13 protein-coding genes and 1 tRNA gene are annotated in these 13,766 nt (G+C 65.8%); 7 read left to right on the forward strand and 7 right to left on the reverse strand.

The window, feature by feature from the left end; translation table 11 throughout:
* Positions 1-58: 58 nt before the first annotated feature.
* The 3 genes from ACE10Z_RS03210 to ACE10Z_RS03220 are packed head-to-tail and all read right to left on the reverse strand — an operon-like array spanning position 59 to position 1,767.
* Positions 59-475, reverse strand: a complete 417-nt coding sequence (locus ACE10Z_RS03210) for an SRPBCC family protein (protein ID WP_375786647.1) — start codon at positions 473-475, stop codon at positions 59-61.
* A gap of 36 nt (positions 476-511) precedes the next feature.
* Complete coding sequence (locus ACE10Z_RS03215; protein ID WP_375786648.1) at positions 512-871, reverse strand: VOC family protein; 360 nt, start codon at positions 869-871, stop codon at positions 512-514.
* A gap of 56 nt (positions 872-927) precedes the next feature.
* Positions 928-1,767, reverse strand: a complete 840-nt coding sequence (locus ACE10Z_RS03220; protein WP_375786649.1) for a helix-turn-helix transcriptional regulator — start codon at positions 1,765-1,767, stop codon at positions 928-930.
* 183 nt (positions 1,768-1,950) lie between these two features.
* Here ACE10Z_RS03220 and ACE10Z_RS03225 point away from each other — a divergent pair, with 183 nt between their 5' ends.
* The 3 genes from ACE10Z_RS03225 to ACE10Z_RS03235 all read left to right on the forward strand — a co-directional run bounded on the left by ACE10Z_RS03225 (position 1,951) and on the right by ACE10Z_RS03235 (position 4,020).
* Positions 1,951-3,501, forward strand: coding sequence for a 4-amino-4-deoxy-L-arabinose transferase (locus ACE10Z_RS03225; RefSeq protein ID WP_375786650.1), 1,551 nt, complete (start codon positions 1,951-1,953; stop codon positions 3,499-3,501).
* A gap of 106 nt (positions 3,502-3,607) precedes the next feature.
* Positions 3,608-3,681 (forward strand) — tRNA-Gly (locus ACE10Z_RS03230).
* An 87-nt stretch (positions 3,682-3,768) separates the two neighbouring features.
* The gene (locus tag ACE10Z_RS03235) at positions 3,769-4,020 is read left to right on the forward strand and encodes a DUF3551 domain-containing protein (protein ID WP_375786651.1); all 252 of its coding nucleotides are present in this window, start codon (positions 3,769-3,771) and stop codon (positions 4,018-4,020) included.
* A 426-nt stretch (positions 4,021-4,446) separates the two neighbouring features.
* Here ACE10Z_RS03235 and ACE10Z_RS03240 read toward each other — a convergent pair whose 3' ends face one another.
* Positions 4,447-5,466: an LLM class flavin-dependent oxidoreductase gene (locus ACE10Z_RS03240; RefSeq protein ID WP_375786652.1), complete on the reverse strand. Its 1,020-nt coding sequence runs from the start codon at positions 5,464-5,466 to the stop codon at positions 4,447-4,449.
* 247 nt (positions 5,467-5,713) lie between these two features.
* On the opposite strand from ACE10Z_RS03240, the gene ACE10Z_RS03245 reads away from it, so the two are divergent.
* The 4 genes from ACE10Z_RS03245 (at position 5,714) to ACE10Z_RS03260 (ending at position 9,281) form a co-directional block, all read left to right on the forward strand.
* Positions 5,714-6,880, forward strand: a complete 1,167-nt coding sequence (locus ACE10Z_RS03245) for an NADH:flavin oxidoreductase/NADH oxidase (RefSeq protein ID WP_375786653.1) — start codon at positions 5,714-5,716, stop codon at positions 6,878-6,880.
* A 38-nt stretch (positions 6,881-6,918) separates the two neighbouring features.
* Positions 6,919-7,848, forward strand: a complete 930-nt coding sequence (locus ACE10Z_RS03250; RefSeq protein ID WP_375786654.1) for a dihydrodipicolinate synthase family protein — start codon at positions 6,919-6,921, stop codon at positions 7,846-7,848.
* A gap of 129 nt (positions 7,849-7,977) precedes the next feature.
* Positions 7,978-9,081 carry a hypothetical protein gene (locus ACE10Z_RS03255; protein WP_375786655.1) on the forward strand — a complete coding sequence of 368 codons (1,104 nt, stop codon included), beginning with the start codon at positions 7,978-7,980 and terminating at the stop codon, positions 9,079-9,081.
* 5 nt (positions 9,082-9,086) lie between these two features.
* Positions 9,087-9,281 carry a hypothetical protein gene (locus tag ACE10Z_RS03260; protein ID WP_375786656.1) on the forward strand — a complete coding sequence of 65 codons (195 nt, stop codon included), beginning with the start codon at positions 9,087-9,089 and terminating at the stop codon, positions 9,279-9,281.
* A 253-nt stretch (positions 9,282-9,534) separates the two neighbouring features.
* On the opposite strand, the gene ACE10Z_RS03265 is transcribed toward ACE10Z_RS03260, so the two are convergent.
* The 3 genes from ACE10Z_RS03265 to ACE10Z_RS03275 are packed head-to-tail and all read right to left on the reverse strand — an operon-like array spanning position 9,535 to position 13,751.
* Positions 9,535-10,782, reverse strand: coding sequence for a DUF445 domain-containing protein (locus ACE10Z_RS03265; protein ID WP_375786657.1), 1,248 nt, complete (start codon positions 10,780-10,782; stop codon positions 9,535-9,537).
* Between the two features lie 15 nt (positions 10,783-10,797).
* The gene (locus ACE10Z_RS03270) at positions 10,798-11,637 is read right to left on the reverse strand and encodes an EcsC family protein (protein ID WP_375786658.1); all 840 of its coding nucleotides are present in this window, start codon (positions 11,635-11,637) and stop codon (positions 10,798-10,800) included.
* Positions 11,634-13,751 carry a heavy metal translocating P-type ATPase gene (locus ACE10Z_RS03275; protein ID WP_375786659.1) on the reverse strand — a complete coding sequence of 706 codons (2,118 nt, stop codon included), beginning with the start codon at positions 13,749-13,751 and terminating at the stop codon, positions 11,634-11,636. The genes ACE10Z_RS03270 and ACE10Z_RS03275 overlap by 4 nt, the downstream gene beginning before the upstream one ends.
* Positions 13,752-13,766: the final 15 nt, after the last annotated feature.

Raw genomic sequence — 13,766 nt, forward strand, 5'->3', positions numbered from 1 at the left:
CCTCCTCAGGGTGACGGTCATAGTTCGAAATGCGCGGCCAGTCGCATGACCTAGCGGGTCACGCCGCGTTCTTCCCCTTGGCCGACCGGGCCTGCGCGACCTGCATCGCGGCCGCGCCGAGGTCCATCTGCGCGTCCATATAGGGCGCGATCTCGTGCGGCAGCACGTCGGCGATCCACACCACCCGGCAGCGCGCATCGCCCTCGGTAAACACCTGCACCGAGGCGGAATGCTGTTTCACCCGCTCGCTGGTGATCGCATAGACCAGCCGTCGTCGCTTGTCGTCGCAATCGACCAGCGTCTCACGCGCCACCGTGCCGTTGGCGAAGCTGACGGTGCGGACGTCGCCGTCAAGCTTGGTGTCGGTCACGAAGCCCGGCACCAGCCGCGTATGCAGCGCGCCGAAATCGCGCAGTGCGTCCCAGACATGATCGGCCGGCGCGTCGATCGGGATGTCCTTGTGAATTGAAGCCATGGAATGTGGTCCTTTAATCAGGATGACGATTGAGGTTTACGTCGACACCGCCTCGACATTGTTGCCATCGGGGTCGAGCAGGAACGCCGCGTAGTAGGTCGGGCTGTAGTCCTTGCGGTGGCCCGCCGCGCCGTTGTCCTTGCCGCCGGCCTTCAGGCCCTCGGTGTGGAATGTCTTGATCGCGTCATGGCTCGGGGCGCGGAACGCGATGTGCGCGCCGCCCTGGATCTTGCCCTTGTGCAGATGCAGCCAGAGCGCGGGCTCGCCCTTCGGGCCGAAGCCCGCGCCGCTGTCGTCGCGCGAGCAGAGCACGAAGCCGAGCGGTGCCAGCACCGCGGTGTAGAAGCGCACGCTGGCGTCGAGGTCGGCGACGCGCAATCCGATGTGGTCGTACATGATGGCTCTCCAGTCGTTGGGCGCGTCGACGGACGCGCGGACCGGAGCGAACCTAGCTATTGCAGCGCGAGACGTTCTTGGAAAATCTTGCGGTCGCCGCGGGAGGCCTGACGGAATTTCAGCGGCGAGGCGCCGGCGGCGCGGTGGAAGCTGCGCACGAAATTGGAGAGATCGCCGAAGCCGACGTCATAGGCGATATCGGTGACCGGGCTGTCGTCATCCACCAGCCGTCGTGCCGCATGGCGCAGCCGCGAGCGCACGAGATATTGATGCGGGGTCACGCCGAGCACGGCGGAGAACAGCCGCAGGAAATGGAAGGTGCTTAGGCCGGCCTGCTCCGCGGCATCGTCGAGATCGATCTGATGGTGTGAATTGGCGTCGATCCACAGCGCCGCTTCAACGGCGCGGCGGCGGTCGCGCAGGCCGGCGGTGAGGGGCTTCGCCTTGCGGTCGGACACCAGTTCGACAAGGCGGCTGGCGAGGAGATGGCCGACCTCATCGAGGCCGACGTCGCTGTTGCCAGCTGCCGCCGTTTGGGCGAGCTCCCCGATCACCATCAATTCGGGCAGCGGCGGCACCGAGCCGACCTGCCAGACCGAGGTGCGGTCGCCGATCGTCTCGACCAGCTCCGGGTCGAGGAAGAACGACAGGCATTCGTCACCGACCACATGGTCGTGCGTGCAGGTGTATTCATCGCCGGGATGGCCGACCAGGATCGAGCCTGCCACCAGCTCATGGAAGCGGCCGCGGCAATGGCAGCCGAAGCTGCCGCTGCGCACATAAGACACGGAATGGCAGGCGAACTGCTCGACGAACGGCTTGTCGCCGGGCTCCGCCGTGCAGCGAAACTCGTTCACCGTGATACGATCGCGCTGCAACAGCGTGGTTCGGGTCATACCCCAGATTTAGGCTTGCGGCCGGGGCCGTGCAACGCCCAGCAGCGCCGCGGTCCGGCGCATCCGGAATCTTGACGTTTAGTTAAGCATGTCGCGGCCGGTTCTGTGTGATCCCGCCAACGTCCAGTCACGCATCCTCCGGTCACGCATCTTAAAGGCTTTGCCCGCTATCTGGTCGCCGGCATGCTGCTCCAGAAGACGATCGGCGGAACGATGACGAGCACGAGCGCCGATGCCGCGCCCGGCGGCGCAGGCATGGTCGGGCGCGCCAGCGGGCGTGTTCACCCGCTCGTCGCGTTGCTGGTGCTGGCGTTGGTCTTGCGCCTCGCGGCCGCCGTCTGGCCCAACGTGATTTATCCCGACGAGACCTATCAGTATCTCGAGCCGGCGTGGCGGATGCTCGGCCATGACGGCATCTTGACGTGGGAATGGCGCGACGGCATTCGCGGCTGGTTGCTGCCGACATTGATGGCCGGGCCGGTTGCCCTCGGCGATGCGATTGCGCCTGGTGGCGCAGGTGCGTTCCTGGTGCCGCGTCTGATCGCCGCATGCGCGTCGCTGTCGATCGTGGTCAGCGCCTGGCTTCTTGGCGCGCGGATCTCGCGAACCCATGCCGTCGTCACGGCCTTCGCGGCCGCGGTCTGGTTCGAATTGATCATGCTCGCGCCGCACACATTGGGCGAGCCGCTGGCGACAGCGCTCATCGTGCCGGCGGCGCTGCTGGTCACCGATGGTCCGTCGCCGCGGCGTCTCGCGATTGGCGGCGCCTTGCTCGCCTTCGCCTTTGTCTGCCGCTTCCAGTTTGCGCCGGCCATCGCGGTGCTGGCCCTCGGGGCGTGCTGGACGCGCTGGCGAAACCTGGTTCCGCTGGTCGCCGGCGGGCTGGTTGCGCTGCTGCTCGCCGCCGCGATCGACCTTGCGCATGGCAGCGTGCCGTTCGCCTGGCTGATCGCCAATATCAGGGAAAACCTCGTCCACGATCGCGCCATCGAATTCGGCGTGTCGCCGCCGTCGGCCTATCTGATCGACTTCATGACCGTGTGGTCGGTGGCGATCCTGCTCCCGCTCGTCGCGATCTGGCGCAGCTCGCGGCACGCACCGTTGCTGCTGGCCGTGGCGCTGGTCAACCTCGTCTTCCACAGCCTGATCGCGCACAAGGAATACCGTTTCATCTTCCTGTCCGTGGTGCTGTTCACCATCGTCGCGGCGCTGGGATCGGCCGATTGGGTGCAATGGCTGCGTACGAAAGCCAGGTGGCGCCGCTGGGCATTGCCGATCGTCCTCAGTGGCTGGGCGCTGCTGTCGGTGGCGCTGGCCGGCGCCAGCGACGAGATGCGCGAGTACTGGACGCGCGGCGTCGGTGCTGCGCGGCTCGCGGCTGAGCTGCGCAGTGATCCGCAGATGTGCGGCCTTGCGCTTTACGACGTTCGCTTCCAGCAGTTGCCGGGGCGGGAACGACTGGTCGGCCCGGTGCCGCTCTATGCGCTGCAGCCCGCCGATCCGCTCGCCGAGCTGATCCTGCCGCCGCTGCTGCTGCGGGCGACCAAGCCGGGCTTCAACCGCATCCTTGCGCGGCCCGAGGCCGCAGCCGATCTGCCGGCGGATTTTTCACAGCAAAGCTGTGCCCGCGTCGGCTTCAGTGATGCCTGCATCTATGCGCGCGGCGGAAGCTGCGACGCATCCGCCGCGGCGCCCTTTGTGATCAATGACGTGCTTGTGAGGATGGGCTGGTAGGGGAGGCGGCGACGATCGGTGTCAATGCACGCTTGATCCTCTGCCTCGGCCCGGGCTATGGTCCGGCGGTCGCACCCGTGAGGGTCGACCTCAAGCAATTGAGATCGCGGGCGTAGTTCAATGGTAGAACGGCAGCTTCCCAAGCTGCATACGAGGGTTCGATTCCCTTCGCCCGCTCCAGCCCCAAGGTCCGCCCCAAGGCCAGATTGCGCGGGACAGTCCTGTCGGCGAGACAATGTATTTCACGGCAATAGCGGGAGACTTGACGTGAGGTTGCTTGGAGCGCTGCTGCTCGCGCTGGGCGCGCTTTGCACGACGAAGCCGGCATCGGCACAAATGTATGATCCCCGCTATCCGGTCTGCATGCGTGTTTACGGGGAACTGGTCGGCGATCGAATGGATTGTATCTTCATGTCGATGCAGCAGTGCCAGGCGAGCGCCGTGGGGAATCCGGCAACCTGCCTGGTCAACCCCTTTTATGCGCCAAGACCTGTGCGTCCTGGCAAGCCTGAACGATGACCTTTCCGCTCGTATCCGCGAGCGTTCATTTGAGATCGATGTATGGAATGGTGGCCCTACGCGCTGTTTGCGATTGTTGTGATCGGATGCGTATTTGTCGTTCGCGCCCGCCGCGGCGGGAATTCGAGCGAGGATGAGGAATTGAACCGGCGGATTGACGAGCGTGTCGATCGCCTCGATCTCACGCGTCGCAATCGCGATCGGGATTCCTGATCTGGGCAATCCACAAACCGGTCTCGCGGGATGATCCCGGGATATTACGGCGGTCTGTTCACGCAACGTGCGCGCCTAACGCACTGTACTTGACCTGTTCTTATCACAACACGCAGCTATGTTTCCGTAGTTCTCCGCGTTTGAGAACGGAGTTCCAGCGGAACACGTGAGCGGCCGGCAAGTGGCCGAGGTTGCATGATCGTTCGGTGGTGATCAGCGCCATCCCATGGCGGGCGCGATGTGAGTCAAAATGCTCTCGATCACATGCGCGTTGTAGGCGACGCCGAGTTGATTGGGGACGGTCAGCAGCAGGGTGTCGGCCTCCGCGATCGCCTCGTCTGTCTTGAGCTGCTCGATCAGCCTGTCCGGCTCGGCGGCGTAGCCGCGGCCGAAGATCGCGCGCGTCCGCTCGTCGATGAAGCCGATCTGATCTTCCTCCTGCCCATTGCCGAAATAGGCGCGGTCGCGATCGTCCACCAGCGCGAAGATGCTGCGGCTCACCGAGACCCGCGACTCACGGGTGTGGCCGGCCTCCTTCCAGGCGGCGCGGTAGGCCCGGATCTGCGCGGCCTGCTGGATATGGAAGGCTTCTCCGGTCTCGTCGCTCTTCAGTGTCGAGCTCTGCAGGTTCATCCCGAGCTTCGCCGCCCAGACCGCGGTGGCGTTCGAGCCGGCGCCCCACCAGATCCGCTCGCGCAGGCCTTCCGAGAGCGGCTCGAGCCGCAGCAGGCCGGGCGGATTGGGAAACATCGGCCGCGGATTCGGTTGCGCAAAACCTTGTCCGCGCAGCATATCGAGGAAGATCTCGGCATGACGGCGGCCCATGTCGGCGTCGGTCTCGCCTTCGCCCGGCTGATAGCCGAAATAGCGCCAGCCATCGATCACCTGCTCGGGCGAGCCGCGGCTGATGCCGAGTTGCAAACGTCCCCTCGCGATCAGGTCGGCCGCGCCGGCGTCCTCGATCATGTAGAGCGGATTTTCGTAGCGCATGTCGATCACGGCGGTGCCGATTTCGATCCGGCTGGTCTTGGCGCCGACCGCCGCCAGCAGCGGGAAGGGCGAGGCCAGCTGGCGGGCGAAGTGATGGACGCGAAAATACGCGCCGTCCGCGCCGAGCTCTTCGGCAGCGATCGCGAGGTCGATCGATTGCAGCAGCACATCCGCGGCCGAGCGGGCCTGGGATTGCGGTGAGGGCGTCCAGTGCCCGAACGAGAGGAATCCGATTTTTTTCATATCGGCAATGTAGGCATATCCGGCACGAATTGCGATCCGTGGCGTGACCCGCCGATGACGGAAAATGTTTACCAACCGGGAAAAATATCTGCGGCAAGTGTTGCGGGTTTTGCGGATCGCGCCGCTGTGTACGCGCTGCATGCGCGCTGGTCTTGCCGCCTGCGCTGCGGCGCGGCTTGCGATCGGCTCGCGCGCCGCCTAGTTTTCCGCCCGCCATTTTCCCGCCACCACGTTCCCGCAGGACCCGATGTCGCAGCCGTTTCTGTTTCAGCCGATCACGCTTCGCGGCGTGACCTCCCGAAACCGCATCCTGATTTCGCCGATGTGCCAGTATTCGGCGACCGACGGCCTCGCCAATGACTGGCATCTTGTTCATCTTGGTAAATTCGCCCAGGGCGGCGCCGGGCTCGTGATGGTCGAGGCCGCGGCGGTCACGGCCGAGGGCCGCATCACACATGGCGACGTCGGCATCTGGAACGACGAGCAGATCGCGCCGCTCGAACGCATCGCCGCCTTCCTGAAGGACAACGGCGCGGTGCCCTCGATCCAGCTCGCGCATGCCGGCCGCAAGGCCAGCATGCAGCGCCCGTGGTACGGCAATGCCGCACTCGACGAGGCCGACCGCGCCCGCGGCGATCTGCCGTGGCGCACCGTGGCGCCGAGCGCGATCCCGATGGAGGAGGGCTGGCTGATGCCGCACGCGCTCGACGTCGGCGAGCTCGCCGCGTTGCGCGAGCAATGGCGCCGCGCCACCTTGCGCGCAGTGGAGGCCGGCTTCGAATTCGTCGAGGTGCATTGCGCGCATGGCTATCTGCTGCACGAATTCCTTTCGCCATTGTCGAACCGCCGCAGCGACGGCTATGGCGGCGAGCGCGCCGGGCGGATGCGCTATCCGCTCGAGATCATCGAGACCGTGCGCGCCGCCTGGCCCGCGGAGCGGCCGCTGTCGGTGCGCATCTCCTCGGTCGACGGTGTCGATGGCGGCCTGACGCTCGAGGATCAGGTCGCGTTCGCGCGCGAAGCCAAGGCGCGCGGCGCCGATCTGATCGATTGCTCCTCGGGCGGCTTGCTCGGCTCGGCGACCGCGGCACGGATTCCGCGCGGCTATGGTTTCCAGGTGCCGTATGCGGAGGAGATCCGCCACGCCGCCGAGGTCGCCACCATCGCGGTGGGCCTGATCCTGCATCCGCAGCAGGCGGAAGATATCCTGGCGGGCGGCCAGGCCGATCTGGTCGCGATCGGCCGCGAAGCGCTGTTCGATCCGAATTGGCCGCTGCATGCCGAGCTTGCGCTTGGCGGCGGAGGCGGCGAGGTGTTCGCGTCGTGGCCGAAGCAGTATGGTTGGTGGCTGGAGCGGCGCGAGCCGGGCCTGCGCAGGCTTGAGGGTCCGCCGCTGCCGTTCCGCAGGGTGTGACGGATCAAGCTGCGACAGTTCATGAGGGAGGATTTGACATGACGATTTCGGCACAGCGTCCCTATCGCGGCGTCTTCCCGGTGGCGCCGACCATCTTCGACGCCGGCGGCAACCTCGACCTCGATGGACAGCGGCGCTGCATCGATTTCATGATCGATGCCGGCTCGCACGGCATCTGCATCCTCGCCAACTTCTCCGAGCAGTTCGTGCTGACCGATGCCGAGCGCGAGACCGTGATGCATGCGGTGCTCGAGCACGTCGCGGGCCGCATTCCCGTGATCGTCACCACGACGCATTTCTCCTCGGCGGTGTGTGCCGCGCGCAGCCGCGAGGCGGAGGCCGCGGGCGCTGCGATGGTGATGATCATGCCGCCCTATCACGGCGCGACCTTCCGCGTTGCCGAGCCCGGCATCTACGAGTTCTATCGGGTGGTGTCTGACGCCATCAACATCCCGATCATGATCCAGGATGCGCCGGTCGCGGGCACGCCGCTTTCGGTGGACTTCCTGGCGCGGATGGCGAAAGAACTCGCCAATGTCAGGTATTTCAAGATCGAGGTGCCGATGGCCGCGGGCAAGCTGCGCGGCCTGATCGAGAAGGGTGGCAGCGTGATCGAGGGGCCGTGGGACGGCGAGGAGGCGATCACGCTGATGGCCGATCTCGATGCCGGCGCCACCGGCGCGATGACCGGCGGCGGCTATCCCGACGGCATCCGCCAGATCATGGATCCGTTCTTCGCCGGCCGCCGCGACGAGGCCGTGCAGGCTTATGCGCGCTGGCTGCCGCTGATCAACTACGAGAACCGCCAATGCGGGCTGCAGGCCTGCAAGGTGCTGATGCGCGAGGGTGGCGTCATCAAGTCGGACACGGTGCGGCACCCGTTGCAACCGCTGCATCCGGCCGCGCGCGCCGGCCTGATCGAGATCGCGCGCACGCTCGATCCGGTCGTGCTGCGCTGGGGGCGCTGAGCACGCCACCCGGCTGCTATGTTCACATAACCGTCAACAAGCACATCTACCGTTTCCGTCGGTTAAGGGAAGCGGGGGACGTGCCCCGCGTGCACTCTGGATTGGTCGGAGCGGTCGGGCGGCAGCGGGATGATCGAAACCTTCCGGGTTGGTCGTTTTGCGATGCGCTACGGCCACTTCGTTCCGCGGCTCTACAATTACTGCCGGTCGCTCGGCCTTGAGCGGCAGCACATGCTGCCGTCACGCGCCTTCTGCTCCGACGAGAGCCAAGGCTATCCGGTCATGCTGCTGGCCCAGCATTTCGGAACCTTTCCGTTCGACCACGGACGCGTCGGCGGCAAGGTCGCGATCAACCGCCACGGGCCGTTTGCCCATCACGGCGAAGACCTGGTGCTGATCCAGGCCAGCCATGTCGGCTACAATCCCGATGATGGCCGCTTCGGGGTCTATCAGCGCCACCGCACCGAAGGCTGCCGGTTCGGGGATTGCTGCGGCAAGCTCTGCGGCGTGCTGCGCTGGTATGAGGACGAATACGCGCATGCCTGCCGGCAAGTGCAATGCGGCCGGCTCGATGGCGAGGCGGTGTTTCGGATCGACAATCAATATCTCGACGACAGCCGCAGCGCAGGTCTCCTTCTGCGGCTCGACCGCATGGTCGAGACGCCGCACCAGCCGCTGAGCGTGCTGAGCACGTCGAAGGTCTTTCGCGCAAGTGCAGCGATCCGCGAACGGCTCGGCGAAGCCTGCTTTGGCAAGCCATCGGCACCGATCGGCACGGCGTTGTCGCCCGATCTGTTTCACTTCCGCCGTGCGCAGGCCGAAGGTCCGGAGGGCCATGACATTCTCGAGGCAGCGCTCGCGCCTGTGATGCCGGCGCTGGTGACGTCGCCGCATCCTGCATTGGATGCCGCCCGCTTCGTCACCCAGGCCGAGTTCGACCGGACATACCGGAGCATTCTGCGTGAACCGGCGTTCCAGACCAAGAACGTGCTGTTCGTGTCCGGCCTGAACATCGACGTGTCGCCGCGCGAGGGATTTCCGTTTCCGTTCACCAAATTCGTTCCCTGGGCGGCCTATGCCCGCCTGCGCGACGGCCGCTCGTTCTTGCTGGAGCAGGAGCAGCTGGTCGAGACGCTGCGCCGGATGCCGGGCGAGAATCCGGATTGCCTGTCGTTCGACAGGACCATCGAGCAGATGACCACTGCGCCGGAAATTCGGATTCCGATCGGCTGATGCCTATGACGACGCTCCCCGCCCTGCGTACGCACACTGTTCCCGAACCGCGTCTCCAGCGCCTGGAATTCGCGGATCGCGAGCGCGGCTTGACCCGTCGCCATTTCATGCTCGGCTGCCTCAGCCTGGCCGCAGGCCAAATGGTACGCCTGCTCGACAAGCTCCAGCAGTTGCCGCTGCTGCGAATTCGCTTTCCCTGAGCGCGAGCGAACGCACTAAAAGCGGAATGAGTTTTGGTTGAATCGGCTTGGCGCGATCTCGGTTCACCTCTCCCCGTTGGGGAGAGGTCGGATTGCGCTCGGCGATGCGAAGCATCGTCCGGCGCAATCCGGGTGAGGGCTCTTGCTCTCGATAGACCGTAACCCCTCACCCGATTTGCTGCGCAAATCGACCTCTCCCAAGGGAGAGGTGAACTTGCGACGCCGTTCCAACTCAACCTAATCTCATCATGCTCTAAAGCCAGCGCGAGACGGAGAAGATCAGCAGGCCGACCAGCCCTCCGACGACAGTTCCGTTGATCCGGATGAATTGCAGGTCGCGGCCGACCTGCAATTCGATCCGCATGATCAGCGTTTCGGTGTCCCAGTTCTCGACCACCTTGCGGATGAAGGCGGCGATCTCCTGGCGTCGCGATGCAACGGCCCGCAATGCGGCAACGCGAAGCCAGCGGTTGATGCGATCGCGCATCTCGGCATCGTCGCGGACCCGAGCGGCAACCGAGATCAGGGCGGTTTCGATGGCGTCCGCGATCGCGGCCGAGGTCGCCGCGGAGTTCAGCCGCGCCTCGATGGCTTGCCACATCGCGTCGATCTGCCGGATCACGGCGGGATTGTCGAGCATCTGCTGCTTCAGCTCCTCGCCTTTGGCGAGGTAGTCGGGATCGGTGGCGAGCCGGTCGATCAGGCGCTCGATCTCGGCCTTGAGTTCGATCCGCCAGGGATGGTTCGGCTCGCGCATCTCGTCGAGCGTCTGACTGACGCCGGAGATGACGCGGTCGGCCACCATGCCATCGACCCATTTCGGCACGAACCGGTAGGAGCGCTGCGAAACCTTCTTGCGGATGGTTTCCTTGTTGTTGGCGAGCGCCGTGCTCGCCGATGTGATCAGGCGCTCGACGAGCGCCTGCGCGTCGCCATGCGCCCACAACAGCGCCAGCACCCGCGAGGCGAGTGGAGCCACCGGAACCGCCGCGATCCCCTGCCGGGTGCGGCGCGTCAGAAAGGCGTTGAGGTCGGCGCTCGGCGTGGCCTGCAGGGCCTGATGGGCCGCCGAGACCGTGCGTTGCGCGGCGCTGCGGGCGTGCGACGGCCGCTCGATCCATTGCGCAGCCCAGCCGGCGATATCGACGTCGCGGATGCGATCGCCGATCACGCGCGGCGACAGGAAGTTGTTGGCGATGAAGCGTCCCAGCGCCACCGCGATGCGCTGCTTGCTCTGCGGAACGATCGCGGTGTGCGGGATCGGGATGCCGAGCGGATGACGAAACAATGCGACGACCGCGAACCAGTCGGCACAGGCGCCGATCATGCCGGCTTCGGCGAAGGCGCGCGGATAGGCCAGCCACGGCCAGTGCGGCTGCGCCATCGAGGTCGCCAGAAAAACCAGCAGCATGAGCACGAGCAGGGCCGTGGCGAGGGCCCGCATGCGACGAAGGTCGCGCAGCCTGGTGTCCTCAGGCGGAAGCACGGCGCCGATGTCCAATTGCAGCCATCCGCCTCATGCCGTCGCGACGCCGCGGCGCGGTGTGAGCCCGGCTGCGATCGCCGCATAATGTTGCCGAACGCCGGCGCTGCCATGGAGCCGTTCCAGCCGGCGCACGGTGAAGTGCCCCTTCGCGATCTTCTGGAAATGGTCCATGAAGATGACGTTGACGGTCGCGCCGAACGCTGCGCCGATGATCGGCACCGCGCCGGCTGCGGCCTTGTCCGAGACCACCAGCCCGAACCTCGAGACGATCTCGCTGACCAGATTGGAGATCACGGGGGCGGAGGCATCGACCGCGCCGCGCTCCAGGATATAGGCCGCCGCGTCGCTGGTGTATTTGCTGATCAGCGCGCGGGCGGCGTAGTAGCCGATGTCGACACTCTCGTCGGTTCGCTTGGTGCCGTAGGCGAAGACTTCGAGACAGGCGAGCCTTGCCTCGATCCTGGAGAGATCCTCACCCTGGTGCCGCGCGATCTCGGCGATCGCGCGCAGCATCAAGGTCGTCGTCAGGGGAAGCTCGACCGCGAGCGCACCGAAGCCGAACAGGCCGCTCACGCCTCCGGTTACCCCGGCGAGAAGCGACGAGAAGGTCACCGCTGGTGAGGGCGGCGGCTTTTCGTCGAGCGTGTCGACGGCGACCTCCAGCCCCTTCATGACCGCCGTGCGCACCAGCCCGCTGAGCTGGCGGTTGGCGGCTTTCGGCAGCAGGTTGAGGACGCGATTGACGGGGATGCCCGCATAGTCGGCGATCCTTGCTGCGAGGTTGGAGCTTTCCAGCGTCTTGACGGCGGCTTGCAGTGCGGCGTGATCGCCGGGAGGAAGGACAGCGAGCTGGGTGAGATCCTGGCTCATTGATAACGCAAGATTGGCCGTATGCCGTTGAAGCTTGCGAGGATCGCCGAGCCGTTGCTGATGAGCGCGGTCACCTCGGGCGTGATCAGGCCGCCGGGCAGGGCAAGGCCCAGCGCCAGCGTGTTGAGCGCGGCGACGATGGCGTAGTTCTGCTTGATGAGGCTGACGGCGCCTTGCGAGATCTCGACCGCCTTGACGAGCTTCCAGAGCGAATCTTCCATCAGGATGACATCGGCGGATTCGTGCGTGACCTCGGCACCATGCTTCATCGCGATGCCGACGTCAGCGAAGCTGAGCGCGGGGGAATCGTTGATGCCGTCGCCAACCATGGCGACCCTGCGTCCCTGGCGTTGCAGCTCCTGGATGACGTTGGCCTTGTCGGCCGGCAGCATGTCCGCGAAGTGCTCGGTGAGTCCGAGATTCTCGCACACGGCGCGCGCCACCACCGCATTGTCGCCGGTCAGCATGATGCTGTTCTTGACGCCCAGCGCATGCAGCCGCTGGATCACCGATCGGCTCTCCTCGCGGATCTCGTCGGAGTAAGGCACAAGGCCCGCGAGCTTGCCGTCCACGGCAATGTAAAGGCTCGAATAGCCGCGCTCGTCGAGCGCAGCGCGATCGAGGGCCGAGGCGTCGACGGCGATCTCGCTCTGGCGCATGAAGCGCTGGTTGCCGACATGGACGTAGTAGCCGTTGACCTGGCCCTCGACGCCGAGGCCGAGGCGGTAGGTCGTCTCGTTGCAGGGCGGGATGTTCACCGCGAGCTGCCGAGCCCGGGTGCGCAACGCTTCCGCGACCGGATGCTGCAGCTTGGTTTCGGCGGCGGCGGCGAGCCCGAGCAGGTGGTTCGGCGTGATCGAGTTCTGGTAGGAGATCACGTCGATGACCGCAGGCGTGCCGTGGGTCAGCGTGCCGGTCTTGTCGAACACCATGGTGTCGATCCCGGCGAGCTTCTCCATGTGGCCGCCGCTCTTGATGATCATCCCGGTGCGGGCGGCCAGCGTCATCGAGGACAGCACCGAAGTGGGCGCCGCAACGCGGATGCCGGTGCCGTAGTCGACGATAACAAGCGAGAGGAAGCGATTGAAGTCGCCCGAGACCATGGCAGTGCCGGTGGCGAGCGCCAGCGTCGGGGTTACGAGCCGGTCGGCGAAGCGTTCCGCATGGTTCTGCATGCGGGTGTCGCCGATCGGTGCGGATTCGATGAGCCGAACGATCTGGCCGGCCGTGGTCGCGGTTCCGACGCGCAGCGCACGCAACGTGATCTGGCCCTCGCGGATCACGGTGGCGGCGAAGGCGGCTTCGCCCTTGCCGCGATGCACCGGCAGGCCTTCGCCGGTGATCGTCTTCTGGTCGATGGTGGCGGAGCCGTCGATGATCTCGCCGTCGACCGGGATCATCTCGCCGGGATACACCACGACGATGTCGCCGTTCTGCAGCTCGGCAGCGGGGATCGACACCACCTCGCCGTCGCGCAGCAGCCAGGCCGTCTTCGACTGGAATTCAAGCAGCTCATTGATCGCCCGCCGCGAGCCCGCGGCGGTCAGGTCGCGGATCCAGTCACCGAGCTTGATCAGCCAGGTGACGATGCAGCCGGCCAGCGGGTTGCCCTGGAGCACCGAGGAGGTGATCGCGAGTGTATCGAGCACGTCGATGTTCAGCCGGCTCTCGTTCGCCCAGACCTTCCAGGCGCGCTTGGCGATCGGGATCGCATTCCAGAGCATCAGCGGCATGTTGATCGCCGTGATCACCGGATTGGCGCTGAACGCCATGAACAGGGACAGCGTCGGCAGCGCCAGCGGCGAGCGCTTCGAGACTTCCGGTACGCCGGCGCGTGGCGTGCCCGCGTCCTGCGCGGCGCCGGCGCAGAGCGCCTTGACGTCGGCCAGGCTCATGCTCTTGAAGCCGTTCAGCAGGGCGAGCAGCCTTTGCTCGTGAGCCGGATCGTATTCCAGCACGAGGCTGGCGCAGTCGTAATTGATCCGTGCAGTCCTGATGCCGTCCTGTGCCCGCAGCCACCCAAGACAGATCTCGCCCAGCTTGCGGTTCTGCCCGAGCGCCGGAATGCTCAGGCGAATGCGCCCAGGCATGGAGTGGCAGAAACTGAAATCCATGAATTTGCGCTCTCG

Origin of the sequence: Bradyrhizobium sp. Pha-3 (assembly GCF_042258615.1) — a bacterium.
Taxonomy (GTDB): domain Bacteria; phylum Pseudomonadota; class Alphaproteobacteria; order Rhizobiales; family Xanthobacteraceae; genus Bradyrhizobium.